At 32.6% G+C, this 24,251-nt stretch carries 28 protein-coding genes; 3 read left to right on the top strand and 25 right to left on the bottom strand.

Features of this window, described 5'->3' with window-relative positions; all coding sequences use genetic code 11:
• Positions 1-37: 37 nt before the first annotated feature.
• The 23 genes from LV469_01840 to LV469_01730 all read right to left on the bottom strand — a co-directional run bounded on the left by LV469_01840 (position 38) and on the right by LV469_01730 (position 18,261).
• Positions 38-1,249: an NAD(P)/FAD-dependent oxidoreductase gene (locus tag LV469_01840; GenBank protein UHR03049.1), complete on the bottom strand. Its 1,212-nt coding sequence runs from the start codon at positions 1,247-1,249 to the stop codon at positions 38-40.
• Positions 1,246-1,803, bottom strand: coding sequence for a class I SAM-dependent methyltransferase (locus tag LV469_01835; protein UHR03048.1), 558 nt, complete (start codon positions 1,801-1,803; stop codon positions 1,246-1,248). The genes LV469_01840 and LV469_01835 overlap by 4 nt, the downstream gene beginning before the upstream one ends.
• Entirely contained in the window at positions 1,800-2,507 is a 708-nt protein-coding gene (locus LV469_01830) for an rRNA pseudouridine synthase (GenBank protein UHR03047.1), read from the bottom strand. Before LV469_01830 ends, LV469_01835 begins: the two co-directional genes overlap by 4 nt.
• Entirely contained in the window at positions 2,504-3,037 is a 534-nt protein-coding gene (scpB, locus tag LV469_01825) for an SMC-Scp complex subunit ScpB (GenBank protein UHR03046.1), read from the bottom strand. The genes LV469_01830 and scpB overlap by 4 nt, the downstream gene beginning before the upstream one ends.
• Positions 3,030-3,752: a segregation/condensation protein A gene (locus LV469_01820; GenBank protein UHR03045.1), complete on the bottom strand. Its 723-nt coding sequence runs from the start codon at positions 3,750-3,752 to the stop codon at positions 3,030-3,032. The genes scpB and LV469_01820 overlap by 8 nt, the downstream gene beginning before the upstream one ends.
• Positions 3,742-4,365: a site-2 protease family protein gene (locus LV469_01815; protein UHR03044.1), complete on the bottom strand. Its 624-nt coding sequence runs from the start codon at positions 4,363-4,365 to the stop codon at positions 3,742-3,744. The genes LV469_01820 and LV469_01815 overlap by 11 nt, the downstream gene beginning before the upstream one ends.
• On the bottom strand, positions 4,365-5,660 hold the full coding sequence (locus LV469_01810) for a thymidine phosphorylase (protein UHR03043.1): 1,296 nt from the start codon (positions 5,658-5,660) through the stop codon (positions 4,365-4,367). Before LV469_01810 ends, LV469_01815 begins: the two co-directional genes overlap by 1 nt.
• 1 nt (position 5,661) lies before the next feature.
• Entirely contained in the window at positions 5,662-6,468 is an 807-nt protein-coding gene (locus LV469_01805) for a purine-nucleoside phosphorylase (protein UHR03042.1), read from the bottom strand.
• Positions 6,458-7,003 (bottom strand): NUDIX hydrolase, encoded by a 546-nt coding sequence (locus LV469_01800; protein UHR03041.1) that lies wholly within the window; start codon positions 7,001-7,003, stop codon positions 6,458-6,460. Before LV469_01800 ends, LV469_01805 begins: the two co-directional genes overlap by 11 nt.
• A complete protein-coding gene (gene recN, locus LV469_01795) occupies positions 7,000-8,673 on the bottom strand; it encodes a DNA repair protein RecN (GenBank protein UHR03040.1) in 1,674 nt (557 codons plus the stop codon). The genes LV469_01800 and recN overlap by 4 nt, the downstream gene beginning before the upstream one ends.
• Before the next feature lie 3 nt (positions 8,674-8,676).
• On the bottom strand, positions 8,677-9,489 hold the full coding sequence (locus LV469_01790) for a TlyA family RNA methyltransferase (GenBank protein UHR03039.1): 813 nt from the start codon (positions 9,487-9,489) through the stop codon (positions 8,677-8,679).
• A complete protein-coding gene (locus tag LV469_01785; GenBank protein UHR03038.1) occupies positions 9,489-10,340 on the bottom strand; it encodes a polyprenyl synthetase family protein in 852 nt (283 codons plus the stop codon). The genes LV469_01790 and LV469_01785 overlap by 1 nt, the downstream gene beginning before the upstream one ends.
• Complete coding sequence (xseB, locus tag LV469_01780; GenBank protein UHR03037.1) at positions 10,340-10,558, bottom strand: exodeoxyribonuclease VII small subunit; 219 nt, start codon at positions 10,556-10,558, stop codon at positions 10,340-10,342. The genes LV469_01785 and xseB overlap by 1 nt, the downstream gene beginning before the upstream one ends.
• Entirely contained in the window at positions 10,558-11,874 is a 1,317-nt protein-coding gene (gene xseA / locus LV469_01775) for an exodeoxyribonuclease VII large subunit (GenBank protein ID UHR03036.1), read from the bottom strand. The genes xseB and xseA overlap by 1 nt, the downstream gene beginning before the upstream one ends.
• A gap of 123 nt (positions 11,875-11,997) precedes the next feature.
• Positions 11,998-12,402, bottom strand: coding sequence for a transcription antitermination factor NusB (gene nusB / locus LV469_01770; protein ID UHR03035.1), 405 nt, complete (start codon positions 12,400-12,402; stop codon positions 11,998-12,000).
• On the bottom strand, positions 12,402-12,776 hold the full coding sequence (locus LV469_01765) for an Asp23/Gls24 family envelope stress response protein (GenBank protein ID UHR03034.1): 375 nt from the start codon (positions 12,774-12,776) through the stop codon (positions 12,402-12,404). The genes nusB and LV469_01765 overlap by 1 nt, the downstream gene beginning before the upstream one ends.
• Before the next feature lie 86 nt (positions 12,777-12,862).
• Complete coding sequence (locus tag LV469_01760; protein ID UHR03033.1) at positions 12,863-13,213, bottom strand: hypothetical protein; 351 nt, start codon at positions 13,211-13,213, stop codon at positions 12,863-12,865.
• Between the two features lie 10 nt (positions 13,214-13,223).
• On the bottom strand, positions 13,224-13,781 hold the full coding sequence (gene efp, locus LV469_01755) for an elongation factor P (GenBank protein ID UHR03032.1): 558 nt from the start codon (positions 13,779-13,781) through the stop codon (positions 13,224-13,226).
• Positions 13,782-13,909: 128 nt separating this feature from the next.
• The gene (locus tag LV469_01750; protein UHR03031.1) at positions 13,910-14,761 is read right to left on the bottom strand and encodes a TPM domain-containing protein; all 852 of its coding nucleotides are present in this window, start codon (positions 14,759-14,761) and stop codon (positions 13,910-13,912) included.
• 12 nt (positions 14,762-14,773) lie between these two features.
• Positions 14,774-15,328, bottom strand: a complete 555-nt coding sequence (locus LV469_01745) for a LemA family protein (GenBank protein ID UHR03030.1) — start codon at positions 15,326-15,328, stop codon at positions 14,774-14,776.
• 9 nt (positions 15,329-15,337) lie between these two features.
• Entirely contained in the window at positions 15,338-16,510 is a 1,173-nt protein-coding gene (thiI, locus tag LV469_01740) for a tRNA 4-thiouridine(8) synthase ThiI (protein ID UHR03029.1), read from the bottom strand.
• Between the two features lie 3 nt (positions 16,511-16,513).
• On the bottom strand, positions 16,514-17,659 hold the full coding sequence (locus LV469_01735) for a cysteine desulfurase (protein UHR03028.1): 1,146 nt from the start codon (positions 17,657-17,659) through the stop codon (positions 16,514-16,516).
• Positions 17,659-18,261, bottom strand: coding sequence for a lactate utilization protein (locus tag LV469_01730; protein UHR03027.1), 603 nt, complete (start codon positions 18,259-18,261; stop codon positions 17,659-17,661). The genes LV469_01735 and LV469_01730 overlap by 1 nt, the downstream gene beginning before the upstream one ends.
• A gap of 183 nt (positions 18,262-18,444) precedes the next feature.
• Here LV469_01730 and LV469_01725 point away from each other — a divergent pair, with 183 nt between their 5' ends.
• Complete coding sequence (locus LV469_01725; GenBank protein ID UHR03026.1) at positions 18,445-19,365, top strand: ribonuclease H-like domain-containing protein; 921 nt, start codon at positions 18,445-18,447, stop codon at positions 19,363-19,365.
• A 62-nt stretch (positions 19,366-19,427) separates the two neighbouring features.
• Here LV469_01725 and LV469_01720 read toward each other — a convergent pair whose 3' ends face one another.
• Positions 19,428-21,494, bottom strand: a complete 2,067-nt coding sequence (locus LV469_01720; GenBank protein ID UHR03025.1) for an elongation factor G — start codon at positions 21,492-21,494, stop codon at positions 19,428-19,430.
• A gap of 308 nt (positions 21,495-21,802) precedes the next feature.
• On the opposite strand from LV469_01720, the gene LV469_01715 reads away from it, so the two are divergent.
• Positions 21,803-22,075 (top strand): N-acetyltransferase, encoded by a 273-nt coding sequence (locus LV469_01715; GenBank protein ID UHR03024.1) that lies wholly within the window; start codon positions 21,803-21,805, stop codon positions 22,073-22,075.
• Positions 22,072-22,512, top strand: a complete 441-nt coding sequence (locus tag LV469_01710; GenBank protein UHR03023.1) for a MaoC family dehydratase N-terminal domain-containing protein — start codon at positions 22,072-22,074, stop codon at positions 22,510-22,512. Before LV469_01715 ends, LV469_01710 begins: the two co-directional genes overlap by 4 nt.
• Positions 22,513-22,996: 484 nt before the next feature.
• Here the strand turns inward: LV469_01710 and LV469_01705 are convergent, their stop codons facing one another.
• Positions 22,997-24,241 (bottom strand): FprA family A-type flavoprotein, encoded by a 1,245-nt coding sequence (locus LV469_01705; protein ID UHR03022.1) that lies wholly within the window; start codon positions 24,239-24,241, stop codon positions 22,997-22,999.
• Positions 24,242-24,251: the final 10 nt, after the last annotated feature.

Here is a 24,251-nt window from a genome sequence, read left to right as displayed (position 1 = left end):
CCTAACTAATTATATCAGAAAAAAATAAGTATAACAATTATTTTACACTATTTCCCGCTAAGTATGCCGTCGAAAAAGCTATTTGTAAATTAAAGCCTCCAGTTAGTGCATCTACATCTATAACTTCTCCCGCAAAATACAAATTTTTTATGAGTTTGGATTGCATTGTAGATGGGTCGATTTCCTTAACATTTACCCCGCCATTAGTAATAATACCAAGATCAAGAGAAAAAGTACCCTTGTAATTCAAAGGAAATTTTTTTAATTTTTCCACAAGTTCTCTTCTTTGAGCAGCATTTATGGAATGGCATTTTTCATCTCCTTTAAGATTTGTTTTTGACAAAAACCCAAATACTAACGATTTTGGAAGCAAGTTCTCCATTACATTCGAAAGATTTTTATTTTGATTTGTTTCAAACTCTCTTACAAATCTCTTGTCTAATTTTTCAATATCTAAGGCTGGTTTTAAATCTAAATATAGGGAAATTTCTTTTGTATTTAATTTATTGATATAAGAAGACATAGTTAAAGAAATCGGTCCTGATATGCCATATGGCGTGAACATCAAGTCACCAAAAAAGCTTTTATACTTCTTGTTTTTTTTATAAGAGGTCAATCTAACATTGTATAGGCTCAATCCTACAACTTGTTTTAAAAAATCTTCATCTAAAGTTAAAGGCACAAGTGCAGGTTTAATTTTTTTAATATCGTGACCAAATCTATTTGCAAAATCATATCCGTCACCGCTTGATCCTGTGGTTGAATAGGTAAGACCTCCTGTTGCAATTATTATTTTGTCAAAAATATAGTTGTTTTTACTTGTTTTTACATGAAACTTTTCATGTTTTTCTATACTTATTACCTCTTCTTCTAATTTTAGATCAACACCACTTTTGATAATCGCCTTGCTTAATGTATTTATTACATCTGAAGATTTATCAGACATAGGAAAAACTCTATTACCTCTTTCTGTTTTTAAATGTAAGCCTAAATCTTCAAAAAATTTCATAGTATCTTTTGGAGTAAAAGAATAGATGGCAGAATACAAGAACTTCGAGTTTGTAACTACATTTTCTAAAAATTCCTCGCAGCTGCAATCATTGCATACATTGCATCTGCCCTTTCCAGTTATGTAGATTTTTTTACCTAATTTTTCATTTTTCTCAAACAATGTCGTATCTGAATTCTTTGCCGAAAAAAAAGCGGCCATCATACCGCTGGCTCCACCGCCAATAATACCTGTTTTCATTTAACACCTATTATAAAGATTTCTGGAGGAAAATTAATTTGATTTGGAAAATTTATATTTATAACTCCAAATTCTTTTTGATTCAAATTCTTAACAAAATCGCAAAGAGCCTTATACTCTTCCATACCACCATCATGTGCCTTATAAGCTGTTATTATGATATTTCCTCCATGACTCATTAAAGGTAATAAGTTTTTTAAACTTCTTATAGTGGCTTTAGATTCTGTCTTTACAGTCTTGTCAGCCCCTGGCAAGTACCCTAAATTATATATGGCAAAATCAATATGTCCATATACATATGCTTTGGCATTTTCATTTGAATCCTCTATTAAAGAGTAGTTACTTTCATCTATTTTACTTAAAAGCTCTTTCGTGTTTTTGAGGGCATTCTTTTGAATATCAAAGGCATAGAGATGTCCTTCTTTACCAATAACTTCTAAAATTTTTAAGCTATCGTGTCCGTTTCCGCAAGTCATATCACACGCTATATCGCCTTTTTTTAACGCCTGACTCATGAAAAGTTGAACCAAATTAATAGTCTTGTCATAAATCATCTTATAGACCTCAAGTAATCCAATTCTTCTTTTTCCAATGGCCTATAATAACCCTGTTCAAGTCCACCAAGTTCTATTTCTCCAATAGATATTCTCTTGAGTTTTTTTACAGGATTTCCAATTTTCAAAAACATATTTTTAACCTGATGATTTCTACCTTCTGTAATTGTTATTTTTACTATGCTATCAGTTTCATATACCTTCAATATATCAACTTTAGCAGGAGAGGTCTTTGCTCCGTCAAGAAATATTCCATTTCTAAGCTTTTCTAAACCTTCTTTGCTCGGCTTTCCCTCCACAGTTGCTATATATGTTTTTTTTATCTTATTTCTGGGATGTAGGATTTTATTAGTCAATTCTCCATCATTTGTCAGCAAAACTAAACCGGTAGAATCAATGTCCAATCGTCCAACAGGATATAGTCTTTTTTTGCTTTCTATCATATCGACAACTGTGGGTCTATTTTTTTCATCTTTAGCGGTGCAAACCACTCCTATGGGTTTATTTAGGATATAATACTCATAATTTAAGTTTAGCTTTATTACCTTATCATCAACTTGCACGACATCTCTTTCTGGATCTACTTTATAGCCCATTACATTTACTATCTTGCCATTTACTTTAACCCTAGACTCATTAATTATAGATTCACAGCTTCTCCTAGATGCAACGCCACTACTTGCCATATATTTTTGTAATCTCATTTTTCCTCCAAAAAATTTAAATTGGTCAATTGTTCGTCTTCATCAAGACTTGGCAACTGATCAATGCTTTTCAAGCCAAACTTAAATAAAAACTCCTCGCTTGTTTCATATATTATGGGTTTTCCTATTTTATCCAAGTTTCCTGCTTCGACTATCAAGTCTAAAAGGAGGAGCCTTTTTATTATTGCGTCGGAATTTACGCCTCTAATTTTATCTATTTCAACTTTCGTAACAGGTTGCTTGTAGGCAATTATTGATAGCACCTCAATAGCGGCTGCCGACAACTTTTTAGCTTTTTCTATAGTTATAAATTCCTTTATATATTCAAATGTATCTGGATTTGTTGTTAGTTGTAACTTATCTGCGATTACTTTAAGCCTTAGGCCAGAATCAAAATATCTTTTCTCCAAGTCCTCAACTATATTTTGAAGCTCTTTTTTATTTAAATCTAATAATTTACACAAATCTTTTATATCAACCGGATCTCCGCTTGCAAATAAGATTGATTCAACAATTGCTTTTTTATCCAAGTCTGCTCCTTATTTCTATATCTTCAAATAAATTGCCCTGTCTTACAAGAATTTCTCCATTTTTTATCAATTCTAAAACCGCAAGAAAATATGTCACTAGTTTTTCAACCGAATAATCGCTTCCTATCCACTTGTAAAAACTCATATTATTATTTTCTTTTAACTTTAGGCTCAAATCTTTCATAGCATCACTTATGGAAAACTTATCAGATTCTATCACTACTTTTTCTGTCGCTTCTCTAATCTTAGCTTTTTTTAGCAAAAGATTAAAGGTCTTACTCAATTTATCTATTTCAAAATCCATGAAAAATTCAAGCTCAGGCAAGTCGTCGAAATCCATTGGTTCTTTGATTATTGACCTGTTTTCAATTAAGGCTCTATTTTCAAAAAAACTTCCGATTTCTTTAAACTTCTGATACTCTAATATTTTTTGAACCAACTCATCTCTAGGGTCTTCTTCATCTTCAGAAATGACCTCTTTCTCTTTTTTAGGAAGCATCATTTTAGACTTAATTTCAAGTAATTTTGAAGCCATAATTATAAAATCCGCAGTGAGATCCATATTTATTGTTTTAGCTCTTTCAATATAATTCAAAAACTCATCACTTATTTGGGCTATCGGGATATCATAAATATCAATTTCATTTTCTTTAATTAAGTCAAGCAAAAGATCCATAGGACCTTCATAAACTGGTAAATTTACACTATAATCCATTAATCATAACTCCAAATTTTAGTGAAAGGTTCAACATATTAGAAACTAAGGGAAGCATAATATTATTAATATAGCCAGAAAAAATAACAAATATTAAAAATACATAAAGAATTCTTTCATATTTGTAGAATAAAAATTCAATTTTGTCTGGCAAAAATGTAGCAAGCAGCTTAGAGCCATCCAGGGGTGGCAAGGGTATTAGATTAAATATCGCCAATGTAGCATTAAATCTCATTATATCTAAGCTAAACATAGAAATAATTGAAAAATCATTTATATTAGCGTAAACATACATAGCCCCAGAAATCAGAAGAATTATAAAATTTACAAAAATACCCGCAAGTGATACTAGAACCATTCCTAATTTCTTTTTTTTGAATCTTCTAGGATCGATTGGCACAGGCTTTGCCCAGCCAAATCTGAATAATAATAGAGAAATGATCCCCAATGGATCCAAGTGTCTAAAAGGGTTTAAAGAAAATCTTCCACTTTCTTTAGCCGTAGAATCCCCCATAAGGTATGCAACAAGAGCATGCCCAATCTCATGGGGGATTATAGCTAATAAAAGTCCTACCACGTAGGATAGAGTTTCTACACTGATTAGATTTTTCACTAATCAATCTCCTCATATATGAGAGAAACTTTAACAGGATGATCTGATATTAATATATTTTTGCTTAAAAATTCTAATTCTGATTTATAAGTATCTTTTTTTGTATAGATGGTTAGAATTTTTTCACCCTTATTCACCCATTCACCCACAGTTTTTTCTAATAAAATTCCAGCTCCCATATCTAGGACACTATCCATTCTTTCTCTGCCGGCTCCTAAATTTCTTGCTACTTCTCCAAAAGATAGGGCATCCATTTTTTCTATATAACCCGACTTTTCTGCATATAAAGGATATGGCGTTGACAATTCAAATTTTGAAGTGTCTTCAATATAGCTTACATCTCCAGATTGAGCTTTCACAAATTCTTTAAGCTTTTCGAAGGCTTTTCCATTCTTTATTGACTCTTCTGCCATTTTTATACCATCTTCTTCAGACTTTACAAGATGTGCCATATGAAGGAGCTTTCCAGCTATTGTGATGACTAAGGTGTGGATATCCTCTGGTCCATTTCCCTTTAATGTATTTACAGCTTCTATAACTTCTAAAGAATTTCCTATAGCCTTGCCCAGAGGTTTATCCATGTTTGTTACAAGAGCCTTAGTTGGTCTTTTAAATGCATTGCCGATTTTTACCATGAGTCTTGCCAATTCCTCTGCCTTGGCTACATTTTTCATAAAAGCACCAGAGCCGACTTTTACATCTAAAAGGAGGCAGTCTGAATCAACAGCTATTTTTTTACTCATTATACTTGAGCTTATTAGAGAAACATTGTCCACAGTCGCTGTCGCATCCCTAAGTGCATAAAGTTTCTTATCTGCCGGTGTGATATTTCCAGTTTGTCCACAAATTGAAAGTCCTACTTCGTTTGATATTTTTTCAAATTCATCTGGACTTATTTCTACACGAAATCCTGGAATTGATTCTAGCTTATCTAAAGTCCCTCCAGTGTGTCCCAGACCTCTACCAGACATTTTAGCAAAACAAGCCCCACAAGAAGCGACAACAGGGCCTAAAATTAAAGAGACTTTATCTCCTACTCCACCTGTGGAGTGCTTATCAAGCTTAACCTTTTTTATACCGCTAAGATCAGTTACATCTCCAGAATGTAGCATGCAATCTGTTAGGCATAGAGTTTCGTCAAAATTCATTTTATTAAAATATATAGCCATCAAAAGGGCTGACACTTGATAATCTGGTATATCCCCCTTGGTATACCCATCTATTACATATTTTATCTCATCGTCATCAAGAGGCAGATTGAGTTTTTTCTTCTCAATTATGTCATACATATTCATATTAGATACTCCTAACTATACTTGAGACAAGATTCGCAAACTTGTCCTTTACTATATTCGATACCTCAACCACATCTTCGTGGGCAAGAGGTTTGTCCAATATACCAGCCGCCATATTAGTAATGCAAGATATGCCTAAGACTCTAACTCCTCTGTGGTGAGCTAAAATCACTTCCGGTACTGTACTCATCCCAACCGCATCTGCTCCAAGAATTCTTGCCATTTTAACTTCTGCAGGAGTTTCATAGGCTGGTCCTGTAAACCACATATAAACTCCTTCTTTTATGTCCATATGAGATTCTTTAGCGCATCTTTTTGCAATATTTATTAATTCCCTGTCGTAAGTATAGGTCATGTCAGGAAATCTTGGTCCTAATGTGTCATCGTTTGGTCCTATTAAAGGATTAACTCCTGTAAAATTTATGTGATCTTTAATAATCATCAAATCACCTGGTCTATATTCTAAATTTACTCCTCCGCAAGCATTGGTAACAATTAGAGTTTTAATTCCCAAATCTAGCATTATTCTAAGTGGAAGAACCACTCTGCCTATTGGATGACCTTCATAATAATGAATTCTTCCCTTCATGCATATTACTTTCTTGCCATTCAATTCACCATAAATATACTCTCCGCTGTGTCCCTTGACGGTTGAGTCTACGAATCCTTCAATATCAGAATATTTTAAAGATTTTTGATTTTCAATATTTTCGGCATAATTATTAAGACCTGAACCTAAAATGATTCCAAGTTCTGGGTTTATATCTATTTTATTCCTTACACTCTTTAATATGTCCTTATATTCCATTTAAACTCCTCATATTTTTATAATATAAAATTCCTATTATCGTCTTGGCATCCATTATCTCACCAAGCTCTATCATTTTTAAAGCTTCCTCAAGGCTATAAATTTCAACTTCTACATATTCATCCTCATCTGGATGACTTTGTCCAGCCTTTAAATCATGCGCCAAAAAAAGATGAATCTTTTCATTAGAAAAACCTGCAGACGTGTAAAACTCTGTTATATATTCAAATTTTCCATCTGTATATCCAGTTTCTTCTTCTACTTCTCTTCTTATGCAATCAATTGGTTTTTCTCCGATTTCTAATTTTCCAGCAGGTATTTCAAGCAAGATTTCATCGCAAGCTTTTCTAAACTGTCGTACAAAAATCAATTTCCCATCATTATTTACACACACCGCTGCAGCAGCGCCTTTATGCTCTACAATTTCCCTTTTTGCGTACTTAGCATTGGGTAATTCAACAGTATCAACTCTAACAGAAAAAATTTTACCTTCAAATACTTTGTTGGATTGCATAGTTTTTTCCCGTATACTCATTGATCTCTCCCTTCATCAATTAATTCTTTAGCGGCATCTAAGCTCGCTTTAGTAATTTCAATCCCACCTAAAAGTCTTGCCACTTCTTCAACTCTCTCTTTTTCATCTAACTTTCTTATATTTGAGAAAGTAGCTCTGTCTTTATGTTTCTTTTCTATTAAGTAATGGCTATCTGCCGATGCAACTATTTGTGGCAAATGTGACACAGCTATGACTTGTCTTTCTTTAGATAAATTCTTTATTTTACCTGCTACAATACGAGCAGTTCTACCACTTATTCCTGTATCTATTTCATCAAATATAAGGCAAGAAATCTTATCCTTTCTAGCTAATATTGATTTAAATCCCAACATCATTCTGGACATTTCTCCTCCTGATGCTATTTTAGATAGAGGTTTGAAGTCTTCTCCTATATTTGTTTTTATCATATATTCAATTTGATCCTTGCCATCTGGGCCTAAGTCTTGAGCCTTTAAATCTAATCTAAACTTGGCATCAGACATATTAAGCTGTTTAAACTCTTCATCTAAACTTTTAGTCAAAAATTCGCCAGCTTTAATTCTATTTTGAGTCAAGCAATCAGCTATTTCTTTGCATCTTATCTCAAGATTTTCAAGAGACTTTTTTAAATTCTCTCTTTCCTTATCCAAGTTTTCTAAAAATGCCAATCTATTTGCCGATTCGTCTCTAAAATCTAAAATTTTTGCAAGACTTTCCCCGTACTTTGACTTTAAATTATTTACAATATCTATTCTGGATATAAGTCTATCTATTTCCGATTCGTCTATATCTGCCAAGCTAATTTGATCTTCAAGTTCACAAGCTATATCATCTAGTCTATACCTTATATCAAGAATGTCATTTTTTAAAAATTCAAAATCGTTAGTGAAATTTTCAAGTCCATCAAGCAAAGAAATTATTCTATCGAGTCCATCAACTACAGACTCTTGCCTATCTGATGTCTTCAATATGCAAAGAGAATCCTTTAAATTTTTTAAAATTTTTTCAGAATTAGCAGCTTTTTTATACTCGTCTTCTAGAGTTGAGAAATCATCTTCTTTTAAATTCGCATCGTCTATTTCTTTAATTTGGAAATCTAAAATATCTACTTCTCTTTGTCTTTTTGACTCATCCATTGCAGCAGCATCATACTTATCTTTTAATATTTTCATGTCCTTATATGTATTTTTCATTTGAGTCAAAAGCTCAATCTGTTCTTTTGGTGCGAAAGAATCTAAAAGTTCTCTTTGATTTGACAAATCCATAAGTGATTGAGACTCTTCTTGGGCGAAAATATCAATTATTTGGCTAGTAATTTCTTTTAATGTACTCATCTGAGCAAGCCTTCCATTTATCCTTAGCTTCGAAGGCTTATCTTTAAATATTTCTCTTGATATTATCAAGCTTGAATCTAACCCGAATCCTAAATCATCCAAATAATTAATCAAATATTCATCATCAACGCTAAATAGAGCTTCTATAAAGGCACTTTCTCTTCCATTTCTTATGGAATCCTTGTTTGCCCTCTTTCCTAAAACCAAAGCAAGAGCATCTATAATTATCGACTTTCCAGATCCAGTTTCTCCCGTCAAAACATTAAATCCGCTTGTGAATTCAATTTTAATATCATCTATTATAGCAAAATTTTGTACATTCAATTCTAAAAGCATAAGTCACCCTAATTCATGCGCCATATCAATTATTCTTTTTATCATTTCTCTTAAATCTATTTCTTTATTTTCAATAGAATCAGACATTTTTTCAAACAAAGCTAAAAACTCTATGTTACCTCCAGCGCCTCTTATAGGAGAATAAGTCAAAGTATTGATATAAAGCCCTAAAGAATTTGCGAACTCAAGTATCCTATTTACGACTTCATAGTGGGTAGATTTCTCTCTAACAATACCATTCTTGCCAACCTTATCCTTGCCTGCTTCAAATTGAGGCTTTATAAGAGCACAAATACTTCCATCATTTTTCAACATTTTTTTTGCATTAGGCAAAATCAATTCCAAGGAAATAAAAGACACATCAATTGATATAAAATCCACTTGTTCTGGTATGGATGATATGTCTATATTCCTAAAGTTGCATTTTTCACGTACTATGACCCTTGGGTCGATTCTAAGCTTATATGCAAGCTGGTTAGTCCCAACATCAATAGAATAGACTTTTTTAGCACCATGTTGAAGCATGCAATCGGTAAAACCTCCTGTGGATGCTCCAACATCCATACATATTTTATCCTTAATGTCTATGTCAAAACATTCAATAATTTTTTCTAATTTGAGCCCGCCCCTACTCACATATTTTAAAGGTTCTCCTTTAACTCTTAGATCTGCATCGACATTTATTTGTTGACCAGGTTTTTCTATTCTTTCGCTCCCGACAAATACATTGCCAGTCATTATAAGCCTTTTCCCCTTCTCTCTTGAGTCTACAAAGCCTTTATAAACTAGAAGTAAATCAGCTCTTTCCTTTTCCATTATGATTTCCTTTTTAAAATTTTCAAAAACAAGTCTTCAAGTTTTTCAGATTTTAATTCAAGATCAGCCAAATTTTCAAGAGCTCTCTGAGTAAGCTCTCTAGCATATTCGATTGGCTCTTTATCTAAAAATTGAATTATAGTATTTTTGCCTATTTCTTGATCTTTTTTTATGTCTAGAATATCATCATATATCTGATAAGCAAGTCCAATATCATAAGCTATGTCTGCAAGATTTGCTACTTGCACTTCATCAGCTCCTCCAATTATGGCACCAGAAACTATCGAAGCCTTAAAAAGCTCTCCTGTTTTCAATCTATACATGCTCTTACATATATCAAAATTTGAATTTTTAGAATCATATAGTAAATCTATAGCCTGTCCTCCTGCCATCCCCTTTGCTCCAGAAGATGAAAAGATACATTTTATGGCTTCAAGAGCTCTTATCATATCGTTTTTATCTTCATATTTTAGAGCTTCTTTTACCATGACCTCAGAAGCCAGATTTAAGAGGCTATCTCCAGCTAAAATAGCGATTGCTTCTCCATAGACTTTATGGTTGGTCGGCTTGTTTCTTCTGAAATCATCATTATCCATAGCAGGCAAGTCGTCATGAATTAATGAATACGTGTGAATAAGTTCAATGCCGCAAGCATACGCCAAGGCTTTTTCGAAATCATTTGTAAACATCTGACAAGTCAAAAGGCACATAAGCGGTCTGATTCTCTTTCCGCCTGACATGAGAGAGTATTTCATGGAATCATAGAGTTTTTGCTGATATGAGTCCTGACTTACTATGCTATCAAAAAGAAAATTTTCAATTAGATCTAAATAATCAGAGTACTCATTCACTATTTGTCACCTTCTTCTTCTGTCTTTTCTAAATCGTCTGTCATAGAAATAATTTTGCCTTCATAACTTTTTAATATATTTTCCAAATATTTATATATCTCTATTCCCTTTTCATACAAAGCCACACTTTCATCAAGACTAGGCTTTCCTGATTCCAATTCTTTTACAATTTTTTCTAACTCAGCATATGCTTCTTCATAGTTATTATATTTTTCCATTACTTCTCCTCAAAATCCAATATTAGTGCCTTACATGCCCCATCCTTAAATACAAGACTCACAAGGTCATCTTTGGAAAGATCATCTATGCTAAAAACAGGAAACCCCTTGCGCATTATTCTAGGATATCCAATTTTTTTATTGAATTTCTCTAATCGATATCGCAAACTTAAAATTTCATAACTTTGCCTTTTCATGCTGCTTTTATATGACAATTCGAGATGTTTTAGCATATTTTTATTATCGATTAGGCGGGAATTTATAGAGAAGTTTAAAACTCTCATATTCCTATTTTTCAAATTATTTAAATCATCTTTCATTGAGCTGATTTTTTTCTTAAATGAGTTAAGATATAGACTGTTTTTCATTAATTTTAAGTCATTTACACGAGCATAAAACTTGGAGTCCAAGGATAATCTCATCCTTGATATCAAGTCTTGCAACGATTTTAAAAAATCCAATGAATTTGCAACTGGACTTAGTCTTTTTAGGGCTCCTTGTAAAAATTCTGCTCTAGTTTTTTCAATAGTGTATTGTGATTCTATGCTCTTTTTTGCAGTTTTTGCCATCTCATAAAGTTCTTGGTAAAGACTACTTTTAGGTTTACAAACAAGTTCTCCAGCAGCGGTGGGAGTGGCTGCTCTTAAATCTGCCACAAAATCTGCTATTGTAAAATCTATATCATGCCCAATCCCACTTATAACAGGAATTTCGCTAGAATATATAGTTCTTGCAAGTTTTTCGTCATTAAAAGCGTATAAATCTTCATAAGATCCCCCACCTCTTGCTATGATTATGACGTCCGCACATTTAAGTTTATTTATGCGTATTATCTGATTAGAAACCTCATCTGCCGCTTTAATGCCCTGCATTAGAGAATTAAAAATCAAAATATCTGGGATATTATTTCTTCTTTTTATAACATTTATAGTATCTTTTATCGCAGCTGAGCCTTGAGCTGAAATCAAAGCTATAGATTTTGGAAATTCTTTGATTTTCTTTTTATTATCTGCATCAAATAAACCTTCACTGTCTAGTTTTGCTTTCAATTGTAAGAATTTTTCATATAAGGCACCTTGACCATATAAGGAAATTTTATCCGCATTAAATACTGCATCTCCAGTTTTTTCAAAAAAATCAACATATCCAGTGACGATTACTTTTTGCCCGTCTTGTAGATCAAATAGGACATCTTTAATTCCATCTCTATAAAATACTTTTATTCTGCTTTTGTCGTCTTTTAGCGTCAGATAGATATGACCAGAGCTCTTATGAACTCTTAAATCAGATACCTCTCCTTCTACATCCAAATCCATCAAAAAATAATCCGTTGAGATATTCTTTCTTATGTAATTGTTAAGCTCTCTTACTTTTATTGGGTTCATAACAAAAAAGGAAATATTTCTCTATGAATACTCATATTGAAATATTTCATTAAATTAATCCTTCATACTCCTATAAATTGTTCCGAGTATTCCATTTATAAACTTACTAGAGTCATTAGTTCCGTATTTTTTTGCAATTTCCACAGCTTCATTTATAGATATTGCTGGAGCTAAGTCTTTTTTTACAAGCATCTCGTAAACTGCGACTCTAAGAATGCTCAAATCCATCTTAGAAAGTCTTTCAAAAGACCAACCCCTCAAATTGTCGGAGATTGTCTTATCAATTTTGTCGAGATCTGCAATTAAATTTTGAGAATTATCTTTTATATATTGGGCTTCTTCAGATTCAAAATTCATAGATTCTAAGAAAATATTGCACATTTCATCATCAAAATTTCCTTGTATTTGATTTTGAAACATAAGCTGAATCAACCCTATTCTAGCTTTTCTTACATTCATTAATTAATTTTTCCATCCATCATCTCAATGCCAATAACATGAACGTTTATCATTATATCTTCAATATCTAACATATTGTCTATAGACTCTCTTACAGTTTCTTGTATAGTTTTTGAAATTTCTACAAGATTTCTTCCATATTCAATTCTGACATAAATATCAACTACAGTAGAGTGTTCAGAAACAGATACTTTGACACCTCTTGCTTGATTTTTATAGCCTAACATATCAAGTGCGCCTTGTTTAATTCCTCTTTGAAAATTTACAACACCATCTATTTTCTCACAACTTGTATATGCGATTGTTGCAATTACATTTTCCGAAACTTGAATACTACCATTATCAAACTTATCTATAATAAACTCTTCTGACATAATATCCCTCCTAATTAACCTAATTATATCAAAATAGCAACTTAATGGCAATAAAATGGGTCTAGGCTAGCCTAGACCCGATTATTCTATTCTTCAGTTTCGCCATCATCATGGCAGCATTCACATTCACATTCATCATCATCAAAGTCGAAATCTTCATAATCGTCAAAATCGAAATCTTCATAATCATCGTCGTCATATAAATCAAAGTCATCATCTTCTTCATCATATACAACTTCTTCCAGCTCTGACAAATCTTCTTCTATCATATCCACATAATCTTCGAGGCTTGAATATTTTTCTTCAAGACTTTCAGCCAAGTCTGCAAGTGTATCAATTATTTCTAGAAGAAGTTTTCCTTCTTTAGATTTTTCGGATACTTCATATCCATGAGCAAGCCCCTTTAAATATGCAATCTTTTTAATAGAGTCGTTCATAATATCCTCCTCATACTCTTGACATATATTCACCACTTCTGGTGTCAATTCTTATTCTATCTCCAATATTTACAAAAAGAGGAACATTCAATGTATAATTTGTTTCAACTGTCGCCGGCTTGGTTCCACCTGAAGAAGTATCTCCCTTAACACCTGGTTCTGTAAATGTTACCTCTAATTCCACAAAGTTTGGCGGTGAAACTCTAAATGCTTTCTTTTGATAAAAATTGATTGTTGCCATGTCATTTTCTCTTATGAAATTTAACGCATCATCAACCATATCTTTATCTAGAGGAATTTGTTCATAACTTTCAGTATCCATGAAATAATATAATTCCCCATCGTTATAAAGATATTGCATTTCCTTAGTTTCTATTACGGCCTTTTCATATTTCTCACTTGGGTTAAAGGTTGTGTCCTTTATTCCTCCAGTAAGTACAGATTTTATTTTTGCTCTGACAAAAGCTGCTCCCTTTCCTGGCTTTACATGTTGAAAATCTATGACTTCATAAACATCCCCATCCATTTCAAAGGTGAGCCCTTTTCTAAAATCGCCAGCAGATATCATAAACTACCTCCTAATTTTACTCTTCAAATATTATATCAAGCATTCAAGCTATGCTCAAGTAATTTATTGATTACAAGCTCAGATGCTAAATTTTTTAATAAAAACTAGATTTTTTGCATTTGGCATAACTACCAACCGCCGCCAGCGCCTCCGCCGCCTGACGAACCGCCTCCGCCAGAAAATCCCCCTCCAGAGGATCCTCCACCGAAAAAGCCTCCTCCTGATGAGCCGCCACCAAAACCACCAAAAAACGGTGGGAAAAAATCGTCATCATCATCGTCATCAAAAAGAGATCTTCTTCTACTCATTCTTCTATATTTATTTTTTCTTCTAAAATTTCTACTAAAAGTTATTCTTATAAAGATTAATAAAACAATCAATGGTATGATTTGTAAAATCGAGAAATCAAATTCACCCTCATCAGATTTTACAGGAAGCTCAGTTTTATCTTCTCCAAAATCTGTATCGTAAAACTTTGAAAATAGACCCATAACAGTGTTGAATCCATAAAGGATTCCTTTCCTATACTCCGGTTTTTGACTCTCTTCAAATTTTTCATGCGGAAAATATGATACAACATTTCTGTATATCCTCGATGCGACTACATCCGGTATGATTTCCTCTGCGCCATAACCTGTAACGTAAAAAAGATTTCTATCTTCTATGGCATAGCACATCAAAACGCCATTGTCTTTGTCGGCATCACCTATTTTCCATTTTCTAAAAAGTTCTGTCGAATATTCATTGGCATCATATCCATCGAATGTCCGCAAAATAGCTATTACTACTTGGCTTCCATTCTTTTTTCTAAGCTTTTCATTTGTATTTATTATGTAATTAATGTCATCATGATTTAAGATTCCCACTTCATCATATACATAGAAATCTTTAGATTGGTCAGGGAGGACATCTCTTAATCCTCCCCAAACTACACATGGCAACATCAATAAAACTATAAATAGTTTTAAAAATTTTTTCATGAACTTCAACTCTTAAAATTTAACTTCTGGTGCATTTTGAGCTTGTTCTCCAGCATCAAAATATTCTTTAGCCCCAAATCCCAAAAGTCCTGCATACAATCTTGTTGGAAGAGACTTAACCCTTTTATTATACACAGCAACTACTTCATTGTAATCTTTTCTTGCTGTTGCAATCCTATTTTCTGCTCCTTCTAACTGTGCTTGAAGATCTATAAAGTTTGTATTTGCTTTCAAATCCGGATAAGCTTCTACAACAACGTTTATATTGCCCAAAGCAGTTGTCAAATTTTGGTCAGCTTCAGCTAATTCCTTTGGCGTTTTTGACTCTTGAATTTTGCTTCTTGCTTCTACAATTTTTGTAAGGGTTTCAGATTCATGATTTGCATATCCCTTTACAGTATTTACAATATTTGGAATAAGATCTGCCCTCCTCTTGACTGCAACTTCCACCTGCGACCAAGACGAATTAACATCTTCGCTCAAATTTACAAGATTATTGTATGATGGAAATATAAATGCTCCCAAAACTACAACAAGTACCACTAATGCTATAATAATTTTTTTCATATTAACTCCTTAATATCCAATTTTATAAACTTTCATTGCATCTACAGCTTCTTCTACCAATTTTTCAATATCTAAATTTTCTTCTGATTTATTTATACCCATTGAAGTTGGTCTTAAATTGGGATGCTTTGGCAAAAAAACAGTGCAGCAATCTTCGAAAGGAAGTATGCTAGTTTCATATGTCCCTATTTCTCTTGCCTTATCCATTATGTCCACCTTGTCAAATCCTATTAATGGACGAAAAACGGGGATGTCTGGAATTTCATTTGTTACAGTAATGCCTTCTACAGTTTGAGATGCAACCTGTCCTAAATTTTCTCCAGTGGTTATAGATGTATAGTTGAATTTTTCAGCTAATCTATTAGCAATTCTCATCATAAATCTTCTAGAAATTATAGTCATTTCATCCTCTGGGCAATTTTTATTTATTTCTTTTTGAATTGGTAACAAATTTACGCTATAAACCCTCATAGGTCCATTATAAGTCGATAGTATTTCCGCCAAATCTAGAACCTTTTTCTCCCCTCTTTCACTTGTGAAAGGATATGAATGAAAATGCACCCCATCCAGTCTAATGCCTCTTTTTGACATATAAAATCCTGCAACTGGTGAATCTATTCCTCCAGATAGAAGCAATAGCCCTCTTCCATTTGAGCCAGATGGCAGACCTCCGTGAGCCCTGATTTTCTTATAGTAGAGATAAGCATCTTTTTTTATGTCACAATAAACATATAAGTCTGGATTATGAACATCTACTTTTAATTTTCCTTCTTTTAAAATTGCACCACCTATTTCGTTGTTTACTTCCATAGAAGTAAGTGGATATTTCTTATCTCCTCTTTTAGTCTGTGCCTTAAAAGTCCTCAAACTCGGATTTTCATTCATTGCTTCTTGCAAAAGTTCTTTTGCGTGAAATTTTATTTCATCCAAATCTTTTGAAATTTTAATAACTGGACTTATATATATTATTCCAAAAACATGTTGAAGTTTAGCTATAGCATCTTCTTCATCGCTGTTATCATCAAGTTTTATATAAATTTTTCCAGACTCTTTATATATTTTTTCTATATTGAAACCATTTAAAACTCTTTTTATGTTTGCAAGCAATCTATCCACAAAAGATTTTCTATTATTTCCTTTTAGTACAATCTCTCCAAGGCTCGCACTTATTAGCTTCTCCATATTTCACCTCATAATCGATCTTATTTCGTCTACATATAAGCTTAATTTTTCAAGGAATATATCTATCATTTCTCTAGTGATATCATAAGAGAAACAAAATCTAATTGAACCCTCCATAAGCTCTTTACTTATTCCTAAACAACTTAGCACATGGGACATTTTTTTGCTTGAGTTGGATGTGCAAGCAGATGATGTAGATATATAAATTTCGTCATTTTCCAAAAAATGTAGCAAAACTTCGCCCCTAGTTTTATAAAATCCGACATTAAAATTATACGGCGATGAATTGTCGTCAAAATTAAACTCAAAATCTTTGAAATTTTCTTCTATTTTCTTTTTGCAATATTTTTTCAAATCTATTATATGAGCATATTCACTTTGAAAATTTTTTGAAACTATTTCTGTAGCCTTTCCAAAGCCAACGATACCTGGCATATTTTCTGTGCCAGATCTGAGATTTTTCTCTTGACCTCCGCCCAAAAAAAGCCCTGGAAAATTATCAGGTTTTTTCAAATACAAACATCCTACACCCTTTGGCCCATGAATCTTATGTGAGCTTATTGAGTATGAATCCACGCCGAGTTCTGATAATTTGAAAGGAATTCTGCCAAAAGCCTGCACTCCATCTGCGTGAATATGAACAGATTTATTATGTTTTCTTATCCTCTTTATTAGATCTTTTAAATCTATAATACTTCCTATTTCATTGTTTACATGTGTAAGACTCAAAAGTGCTAGATCGGACAAATTATCAAACAAATATTCTTCATCCAAATGTCCATATCTATCCACAGGTATATATAAGCACTCATACCCCGCTTCTTCAAGTTTTTTAAATTGATCTAAAATAGAGGCATGTTCAATCGAACTGGTCATAATTTTTTTAGATATATTCTTATTTCTTCTAACCGCACCTTGGATAGCTATATTATTTGCTTCAGTTCCGCCTGATGTGAAAAATAGAAAATTTTTATCTACGCCGATAAAATCCGCTATTATTTTTCTTGATTTTTCTCTTTCTTCCTCTGCTTTAAGTCCTAATCTATGAAGAGATGATGGATTTGCAAAGTTGAATTCAAGTGCTTCAACCATGGCATCCACCACTTCTTTTCTGGGTTTTGTAGTTGCACAATTATCTAAATAAATCATCAATATCCCAAGTCCTCATTTATTAAAAAAATGTATGTATCTTGATACCTCGGAGCCTTTGCCAAAAATAACTCTTGCGAGTACATATCTTCCATTTTAAGATTTTCGTATTTGCCCCTTATGTCTCTGCCATCTAATTGGTCTGTATAGCGCTTATAATTTAGCGGGAGTGCTAAACTTCTCACTCTATTCCTAGCCTCTTGGTCATCTCTTACAATTTTATTTCTTCCTACAAAAAAGAAGACCTTTTCATGACCAAATGAAACAGAGGAAACTCTATTTCCATTAGCGTCTACTATAAATACTTTTCCGTCTTCTGTTATGGCATTAGCCCCAGATACATAATATTTTGCTGCAGCAGCACCTTTAAAAGTTTCTTCAAAGCTATCACTTCTCCAATGCCAAAAAGTTTTAATCCCCTTATCAGTAAGCTTGTCATAGAGCCCCAAGCTTTCCAAAGTCACCGAACCACTCATGCCAATTGACTCGCAAAACTTTAAAAAATTCATAAAAAAATTTACGGCGTCTTGCCCTGTTTCAAAAATATCACAAATAAAACCATTTTTATATAGCGCATTTTTTACTCTTATCAAATTAATCATATGCTCACCACTTTCTATATATAATATTATCGTTCATAAGAAATATTTACAATGATTTGATAGGACATTATACACAATATTTCTCATTTTATAAAGTAGCTTTATTAGTCTTTGCTTCATCGTTAAAAATCTTAAAATTTGATATAATTTATTTACAGTTTACTATATAAATAAGGTGATTTAATGCAAAAAATAACTCACACTTTAGATAATGCCATTGATTTAAACGAGCATTCCATTGTTCTGGATATTGAAACAAGTGGCTTATCAAAGAATAGAGATTCCATTATTCTAATTGGAGTTTTATATAAAAAGTACAATCAAATAATTATAGAGCAATACTATGCCGAAAAATTTTCCGATGAAATTTATCTACTTGAAGCGGCAGTAGAGCTCTTGAATTCTTTTAAGAAAATTATAACTTATAATGGGGATTCTTTTGATTTAGCCTTCTTGAATGAGAAAATAAACTTCTACGGTCTTAAAAACCTCGATATTGAATCCTTCGATCTTTACAAACTAATAAAAAACAATAGAAATGTCCTTGGTTTTAAAAAAATGACCCAGACTTACATAGAAAGTTTTTTAAATTTTCAAAGACCATTTGGAGATATTTCCGGAAAAGGTGTTATAGAAATTTACAAATCTTATCTTAAACACAAAGAGGGTATGCAAAAAATTCTTGACCACAATTTTTATGATCTTCTCGGGCTTCTAAATTGTTTAAAAGTAGAAGATTTAATTTTCAAAGCAAGGACTATAAAAAGTCATTGCGGAAATTTTTATTACGAAAATTTTAAAGTTGAAAAAAATTTGCTATCTATAAGAGGAAAAAATCTAAGTTCTAAAAACATCTATATCGAAAATCCTGTTTACAATCTGATAATAGATGAGAATAGCTTTAATATAGATGTTTTTCTTCAAGATGGCCTCTACGATGAGTCTAGGGTTTGTAAGTTTGTTTTTAGAGATAATTTTTTAGGCTTGACGGATCAATCAAATATAAAATTTCCTCAAAAATTGTGCTTGATTAGTCTTGTAGGCAAAAATTTCGAAGAAAATATCTTGCAGATTTGTAAGATAATATTAGAAAATTTATGTTGATTATATATTGATAATTAAAATGCCTCGTGAACAATAAAGTTCATGAGGCATTTGTATTTTTATTAATCTTCTTTTAATTTTTTAGCAACTTCTATAATTTTTTCAGCAATTTGTCCGGGTACTTCTTCATATCTTGCAAATTCCATTGTAAAAGTTCCTCTTCCCTGAGTCATGGCTCTTAAATCTATTGAATATTCAAACATTTCTGCTTGAGGAGCTTCAGCAATCAAAAGTTGAGTTCCATCAGCTTGTTGATCCATGCCTAATATTCTGCCCCTTCTCTTGTTCATATCTCCCATTACATCTCCAAGATAAATATCGGGTATAGATACTTCCACACTCATTATAGGTTCTAGCAGAACTGGCTTAGCCTCTTGAATTCCCTTTTTGAAAGCTAGATTAGCTGCCAATTTAAAGCTCATTTCGTTGGAGTCTACATCGTGATAGGATCCATCATAGAGGACAGCCTTGAAATTAGTAACTGGATATCCAGCAAGAACACCATGTTCCTTTGATTCTATTATCCCCTTTTCAACTGCCGGGAAATAATTTTTGGGAACAGCTCCTCCAAAAACTTCCTCATCAAATACAAATTCTTCTTCGCATGGCTCAAACCTAATCCACACATCACCATATTGACCAGCTCCTCCAGATTGCTTTTTGTGCTTACCTTGTACAGATGCTGTTGCTTTTATAGTCTCTCTGTAAGGAATTATGAAAGGAATCTTATTTATTTCAACTCCAAACATATTTTTAAGCTTTTCTATAATTACATCTAGTTGAACTTGTCCTTGACCACCTATTGTAAGCTGTTTAGTTTCAGAATTTCTTTCAATTACAAAGCTTGGATCTTCTTCTCTCAATCTTCTAAGTGAAGCTGATAGTTTTTCTTCATCACCTTTAGTTTTAGGCTCTATTGCATAAAATAGAACTGGAGCTGGATATTTTAATTTCTTAATTTTTACATTGTTCCCTTTTTCAGTAAGAGTATCACCCGTTTCTGTAACTTGCAACTTCGTTGTAGCGCCTATATCGCCTGCATACATTTCTGGAAGTTCGATTTGATTTTTCCCGCGAATCGAATACAAGCCACCAAGTTTTTCCGGACTCTCCTTGTTTATGTTATAAAGAGCGGTTTCTTTTGTCAGTTTGCCTTTTATTACTTTAAAAATTGAAATTTTACCAACAAATGGATCTGTTACAGATTTGAATACAGTTGCAGTAAAAGGCCCTTTTTCGTCAATAACCCTAACTTCTCCATCTTCATATCTAAAGCCTGAATGAGCCATTGGATCGTTTGGTGCGGGCATGTAGTTAACACAAGTGTTCAAAAGAATATCTATACCTATTCCCTTTTCTGCTGAACCCACCAAAAGAGGAACTGCATCTCCAGAAATCAAAGCATTTTTGACCCCTCTTAATAAATCCTCACGAGTGAATTTTTCTCCGTTAAAATATTTTTCCATCAAATCCAAATCTGATTCTGCAACTACTTCGGCGATTTCTTCATACATTCTTTCTGTCGCCTTAACTTGATCATGATCAAGTTCAACTTCTTTTGGAGCTCCATTTTCATACTTGAAACCTTTTTGGAATATTACATCTGTAACTCCAACAAAATTTTCACCCATTCCTATAGGAACCGAAAAAGGAATTACCTTCTTTCCGAATTCTTTCTTGAAGTCTTCCATCAATTTTCTAAAGTTTACATTTTCGCCATCTATTTTATTGACAAATATAATTCTTGGTAGTCCGATGTTTTCTGTGTATTTCCACATTCTTTCTGTTCCGACTTCAATGCCAGATGTAGCATCTATAACCATAAGAGCAGCTTCTGATGCCCTGAGAGCACTGTAAGCTTCGCCTATAAAGTCCATATATCCGGGCGTGTCTATTATATTTATCTTATAATTACGCCACTCAATCGGTATTATAGAAGTGCCTATTGAAGAACCTCTTTCCATTTCTTCTTTTGTGAAGTCTGATAAAGTATTTTTTTCAGACACGTTACCCAGTTTCTTAGTAACACCACTTTGGAAAAGCATGGCCTCAGTAAGATTAGTCTTTCCGCTTCCACTGTGACCTACAAGGGCTAAATTTCTTATCTGTTCCGTTTTATAAACCTTCATAAATTCCTCCTGTTAACGTTTTCTTTATAATGATTATATCACAGATTCACGCATAATATTTACTATATTTAAATATATTTAAGCCATTACAGGATTTTTAAAAGGATTAGCGCCTATTTTCACTAAGTTTTTTAAACTTTCTTATCTGGTATATTAAAGTTTTGCATACGTTTCCTAAATAAAATACCTAATTAAGTACTTTTTATTTAAACTGTTCAATCTTATTTTGCTTTACACATAGCTGTTATATTTAGAAATGATAAATAATTTTTTGATTAGTGGGTAAATTGATATAAGGAGTGATTAGAATGAATTTTAATATTGGTAATAAGATAATCTATCTTGGTGATTCAGAAGAAAACGCAATTGCAAAAATCACTTGGGAAGATTTAGGAAATGGAATCATTAATGTAAACCACACAATCGTAGACGAAAGTCTTCAGGGACAAGGTATAGCTGGCAAATTATTTGATAGACTTATATCCTACGCTAAGGAAAATAATTTAAAAATAAAAGCTACTTGCTCATATGTTGTTAAAAAATTAGAAACAGGCAAATATAAGGATATACAAGCCTTATGAAAATTTATTTTGAAGACTATAAATTAAATGAGATTGTAGAAATACCTCCACACTTGATAGAAGCAGATGAGATGATTAATTTTGCTAAATTATATGACCCAAGGCCTATGCACTTAGACGAAAAAGCAGCATCAAAAACTCAGTTCAAATCCATCTTCGCATCTGGCCTATTTACACTTTCTTTTGCTTGGGGAAAATATGTCGAAATGATTAAAGATGATTCAGCCATAGTTGCAGGCATGGGAATAGACGATTTGTCCTGGATTAAACCCGTATATGCCGGCGACACTTTAAGATCAACTCTTGAAGTAATTGAGCTTGTTGATTTAGCCCCAAGAAATGTAGGAACAATAAAAATTCAGTTTAAGACTTACAATCAAAAAGATGAATTAGTTTTACAAGCAAAAGTAAAATGGATGAGCCAGAAAAGAAAATAAGTTTTTATGTTAACATGTAATATTTATTTTAAATAATTTTTTAAATTTTTAATTCGATGTAAATCTCCTGATTGAATCAAAACCAATCAGGAGGTTTTTTATGCCAAAAATAGTTAACAAATGCAATTGAAAATATCAAGATATTATTTGAAAAGTATTAAATAGAAATATTGAAGGACTTCAATTAAGTTCTAAAAATCTTTTAGTTTTCAAATTGAATCTAATAATTATACAAACACTTAAATTAAATGCTTATATATTTTTTCCAAAATCCATACAGATATTTAGCATAAAATACAGCTTAAAGTAGTCTAAAACTTTAATAAAATTTAAATTTAGACCGAAATAAATTTCAATAAAAGCAGGCAAATTTTGTACATAAAAAATGTATCAACCTTCACCCTTATAAAAGGATTTAGGTTGATACACAATATTATTTATAAATCAGACTTTAACTAATGAGTCTATTTTAGATTTTATATTTTTATTTAGCTTGTTTTTCTTTTAATTCTCTTATATTTTTCATTGATTCAACTATTGAATCTTCAAGAGAGTTCATGTCGTTTTTATTTGCAACATTTAAAGAAGTATTAATTGTAACTCTTTCAGAAAGTACATCGAAAAGTTTCAAGTTTTCATTTATGAATTCTTCCATCTTGTCACCAACTGTACAAGCCCAAGTTCCATTTTCAATTATACCAACTGTCCTATTTTGAACATTAAGAGCTGCTAAATCATGAAGGAAATTCTTCATCTTAGGATAGATTCCCAAGTTGTAAGTTACAGATGCAAGTACTAGATGTGAATATTGGAAAGTCTTGGCAATCAAGTATGATATATCTGTCTTGGATACGTCATACACTTCTACCTTCTTTACACCCTTCATTACCAAATTGTTTGCCAACTCTTGTGCTGCATTTGCTGTATTGCCATACATTGAGGCATAAACTATAAGAACTCCTTCTTCTTCTGGTTCATACTTTGACCACTTGTCATATTTTTCTATAAAGAAGCCTAAATTATCTCTCCAAACAAGTCCGTGTAGAGGGCAAATATATTTTACCTTTGGCAGAAGTGGTCCAGCTTTTCTCAAGATATCTTGGATAAATGGTCCATATTTTCCAACTATATTTGTGAGGTATCTTCTAGCTTCATCAAGCCAGTCTCTTTCCCAATCTACTTCGTCTGCAAAAAGTTTTCCGTCCATTGATTTGAATGAACCAAATCCGTCCGCTGAGAACAAAACTCCATTATAAGTATCAAGAGACATTAAAACTTCAGGCCAGTGAACCATTGGAGCTTCCAAAAATGCTAAAGTGTGCTTTCCGAAGCTCATAGTGTCGCCTTCTTTTACTATAACTAATTGATCTTCTGGGATGTGGTAGCCCATTTGTCTCATAAATTGGAAAGCTTGTTCACTAGATATAATTTGAACGTTTGGATATCTTATGCAAATTTCTTCAATTGCTCCGCAGTGATCTGGCTCCATATGATGAATTAAAAGATAGTCAAGGTCTCTTCCATCAAGAACTATTTCAACTTTTCTTATATAGTCCCTTGCTATTGACCAGTCAACTGAATCTACTAAAACAGTTTTTTCGTCCATCAATAAATATGAGTTGTAAGAAACTCCATCTGGGATTGGAAACATGTTTTCAAACAGTTCAATTCTTTTGTCGTTTCCTCCCACAAAATATAAATCTTCTGCTACTTTTCTGATATTATACATGATTTCCTCC

This window comes from Peptoniphilus sp. GNH (assembly GCA_021307325.1).
In the GTDB taxonomy this organism is placed as follows: domain Bacteria; phylum Bacillota; class Clostridia; order Tissierellales; family Peptoniphilaceae; genus KA00134.
Note: the sequence above shows the minus strand (reverse complement) of the source record. Positions and strands in the feature narration are given on the sequence as shown.

What these genes read in the sequence shown, in the direction of transcription:
- LV469_01840 (UHR03049.1), bottom strand. Translation starts at nt 1,249, where the DNA reads ATGAAAACAGGTATTATTGGCGGTGGAGCCAGCGGTATGATGGCCGCT.
- LV469_01835 (UHR03048.1), bottom strand. Translation starts at nt 1,803, where the DNA reads ATGATTTATGACAAGACTATTAATTTGGTTCAACTTTTCATGAGTCAG.
- LV469_01830 (UHR03047.1), bottom strand. Translation starts at nt 2,507, where the DNA reads ATGAGATTACAAAAATATATGGCAAGTAGTGGCGTTGCATCTAGGAGA.
- LV469_01820 (UHR03045.1), bottom strand. Translation starts at nt 3,752, where the DNA reads ATGGATTATAGTGTAAATTTACCAGTTTATGAAGGTCCTATGGATCTT.
- LV469_01810 (UHR03043.1), bottom strand. Translation starts at nt 5,660, where the DNA reads ATGAATATGTATGACATAATTGAGAAGAAAAAACTCAATCTGCCTCTT.
- LV469_01805 (UHR03042.1), bottom strand. Translation starts at nt 6,468, where the DNA reads ATGGAATATAAGGACATATTAAAGAGTGTAAGGAATAAAATAGATATA.
- LV469_01800 (UHR03041.1), bottom strand. Translation starts at nt 7,003, where the DNA reads ATGAGTATACGGGAAAAAACTATGCAATCCAACAAAGTATTTGAAGGT.
- recN (UHR03040.1), bottom strand. Translation starts at nt 8,673, where the DNA reads ATGCTTTTAGAATTGAATGTACAAAATTTTGCTATAATAGATGATATT.
- LV469_01790 (UHR03039.1), bottom strand. Translation starts at nt 9,489, where the DNA reads ATGGAAAAGGAAAGAGCTGATTTACTTCTAGTTTATAAAGGCTTTGTA.
- xseB (UHR03037.1), bottom strand. Translation starts at nt 10,558, where the DNA reads ATGGAAAAATATAATAACTATGAAGAAGCATATGCTGAGTTAGAAAAA.
- xseA (UHR03036.1), bottom strand. Translation starts at nt 11,874, where the DNA reads ATGGATTTGGATGTAGAAGGAGAGGTATCTGATTTAAGAGTTCATAAG.
- nusB (UHR03035.1), bottom strand. Translation starts at nt 12,402, where the DNA reads ATGAATGTAAGAAAAGCTAGAATAGGGTTGATTCAGCTTATGTTTCAA.
- LV469_01765 (UHR03034.1), bottom strand. Translation starts at nt 12,776, where the DNA reads ATGTCAGAAGAGTTTATTATAGATAAGTTTGATAATGGTAGTATTCAA.
- LV469_01760 (UHR03033.1), bottom strand. Translation starts at nt 13,213, where the DNA reads ATGAACGACTCTATTAAAAAGATTGCATATTTAAAGGGGCTTGCTCAT.
- efp (UHR03032.1), bottom strand. Translation starts at nt 13,781, where the DNA reads ATGATATCTGCTGGCGATTTTAGAAAAGGGCTCACCTTTGAAATGGAT.
- LV469_01750 (UHR03031.1), bottom strand. Translation starts at nt 14,761, where the DNA reads ATGAAAAAATTTTTAAAACTATTTATAGTTTTATTGATGTTGCCATGT.
- LV469_01745 (UHR03030.1), bottom strand. Translation starts at nt 15,328, where the DNA reads ATGAAAAAAATTATTATAGCATTAGTGGTACTTGTTGTAGTTTTGGGA.
- thiI (UHR03029.1), bottom strand. Translation starts at nt 16,510, where the DNA reads ATGGAGAAGCTAATAAGTGCGAGCCTTGGAGAGATTGTACTAAAAGGA.
- LV469_01735 (UHR03028.1), bottom strand. Translation starts at nt 17,659, where the DNA reads ATGATTTATTTAGATAATTGTGCAACTACAAAACCCAGAAAAGAAGTG.
- LV469_01730 (UHR03027.1), bottom strand. Translation starts at nt 18,261, where the DNA reads ATGATTAATTTGATAAGAGTAAAAAATGCGCTATATAAAAATGGTTTT.
- LV469_01725 (UHR03026.1), top strand. Translation starts at nt 18,445, where the DNA reads ATGCAAAAAATAACTCACACTTTAGATAATGCCATTGATTTAAACGAG.
- LV469_01720 (UHR03025.1), bottom strand. Translation starts at nt 21,494, where the DNA reads ATGAAGGTTTATAAAACGGAACAGATAAGAAATTTAGCCCTTGTAGGT.
- LV469_01715 (UHR03024.1), top strand. Translation starts at nt 21,803, where the DNA reads ATGAATTTTAATATTGGTAATAAGATAATCTATCTTGGTGATTCAGAA.
- LV469_01710 (UHR03023.1), top strand. Translation starts at nt 22,072, where the DNA reads ATGAAAATTTATTTTGAAGACTATAAATTAAATGAGATTGTAGAAATA.
- LV469_01705 (UHR03022.1), bottom strand. Translation starts at nt 24,241, where the DNA reads ATGTATAATATCAGAAAAGTAGCAGAAGATTTATATTTTGTGGGAGGA.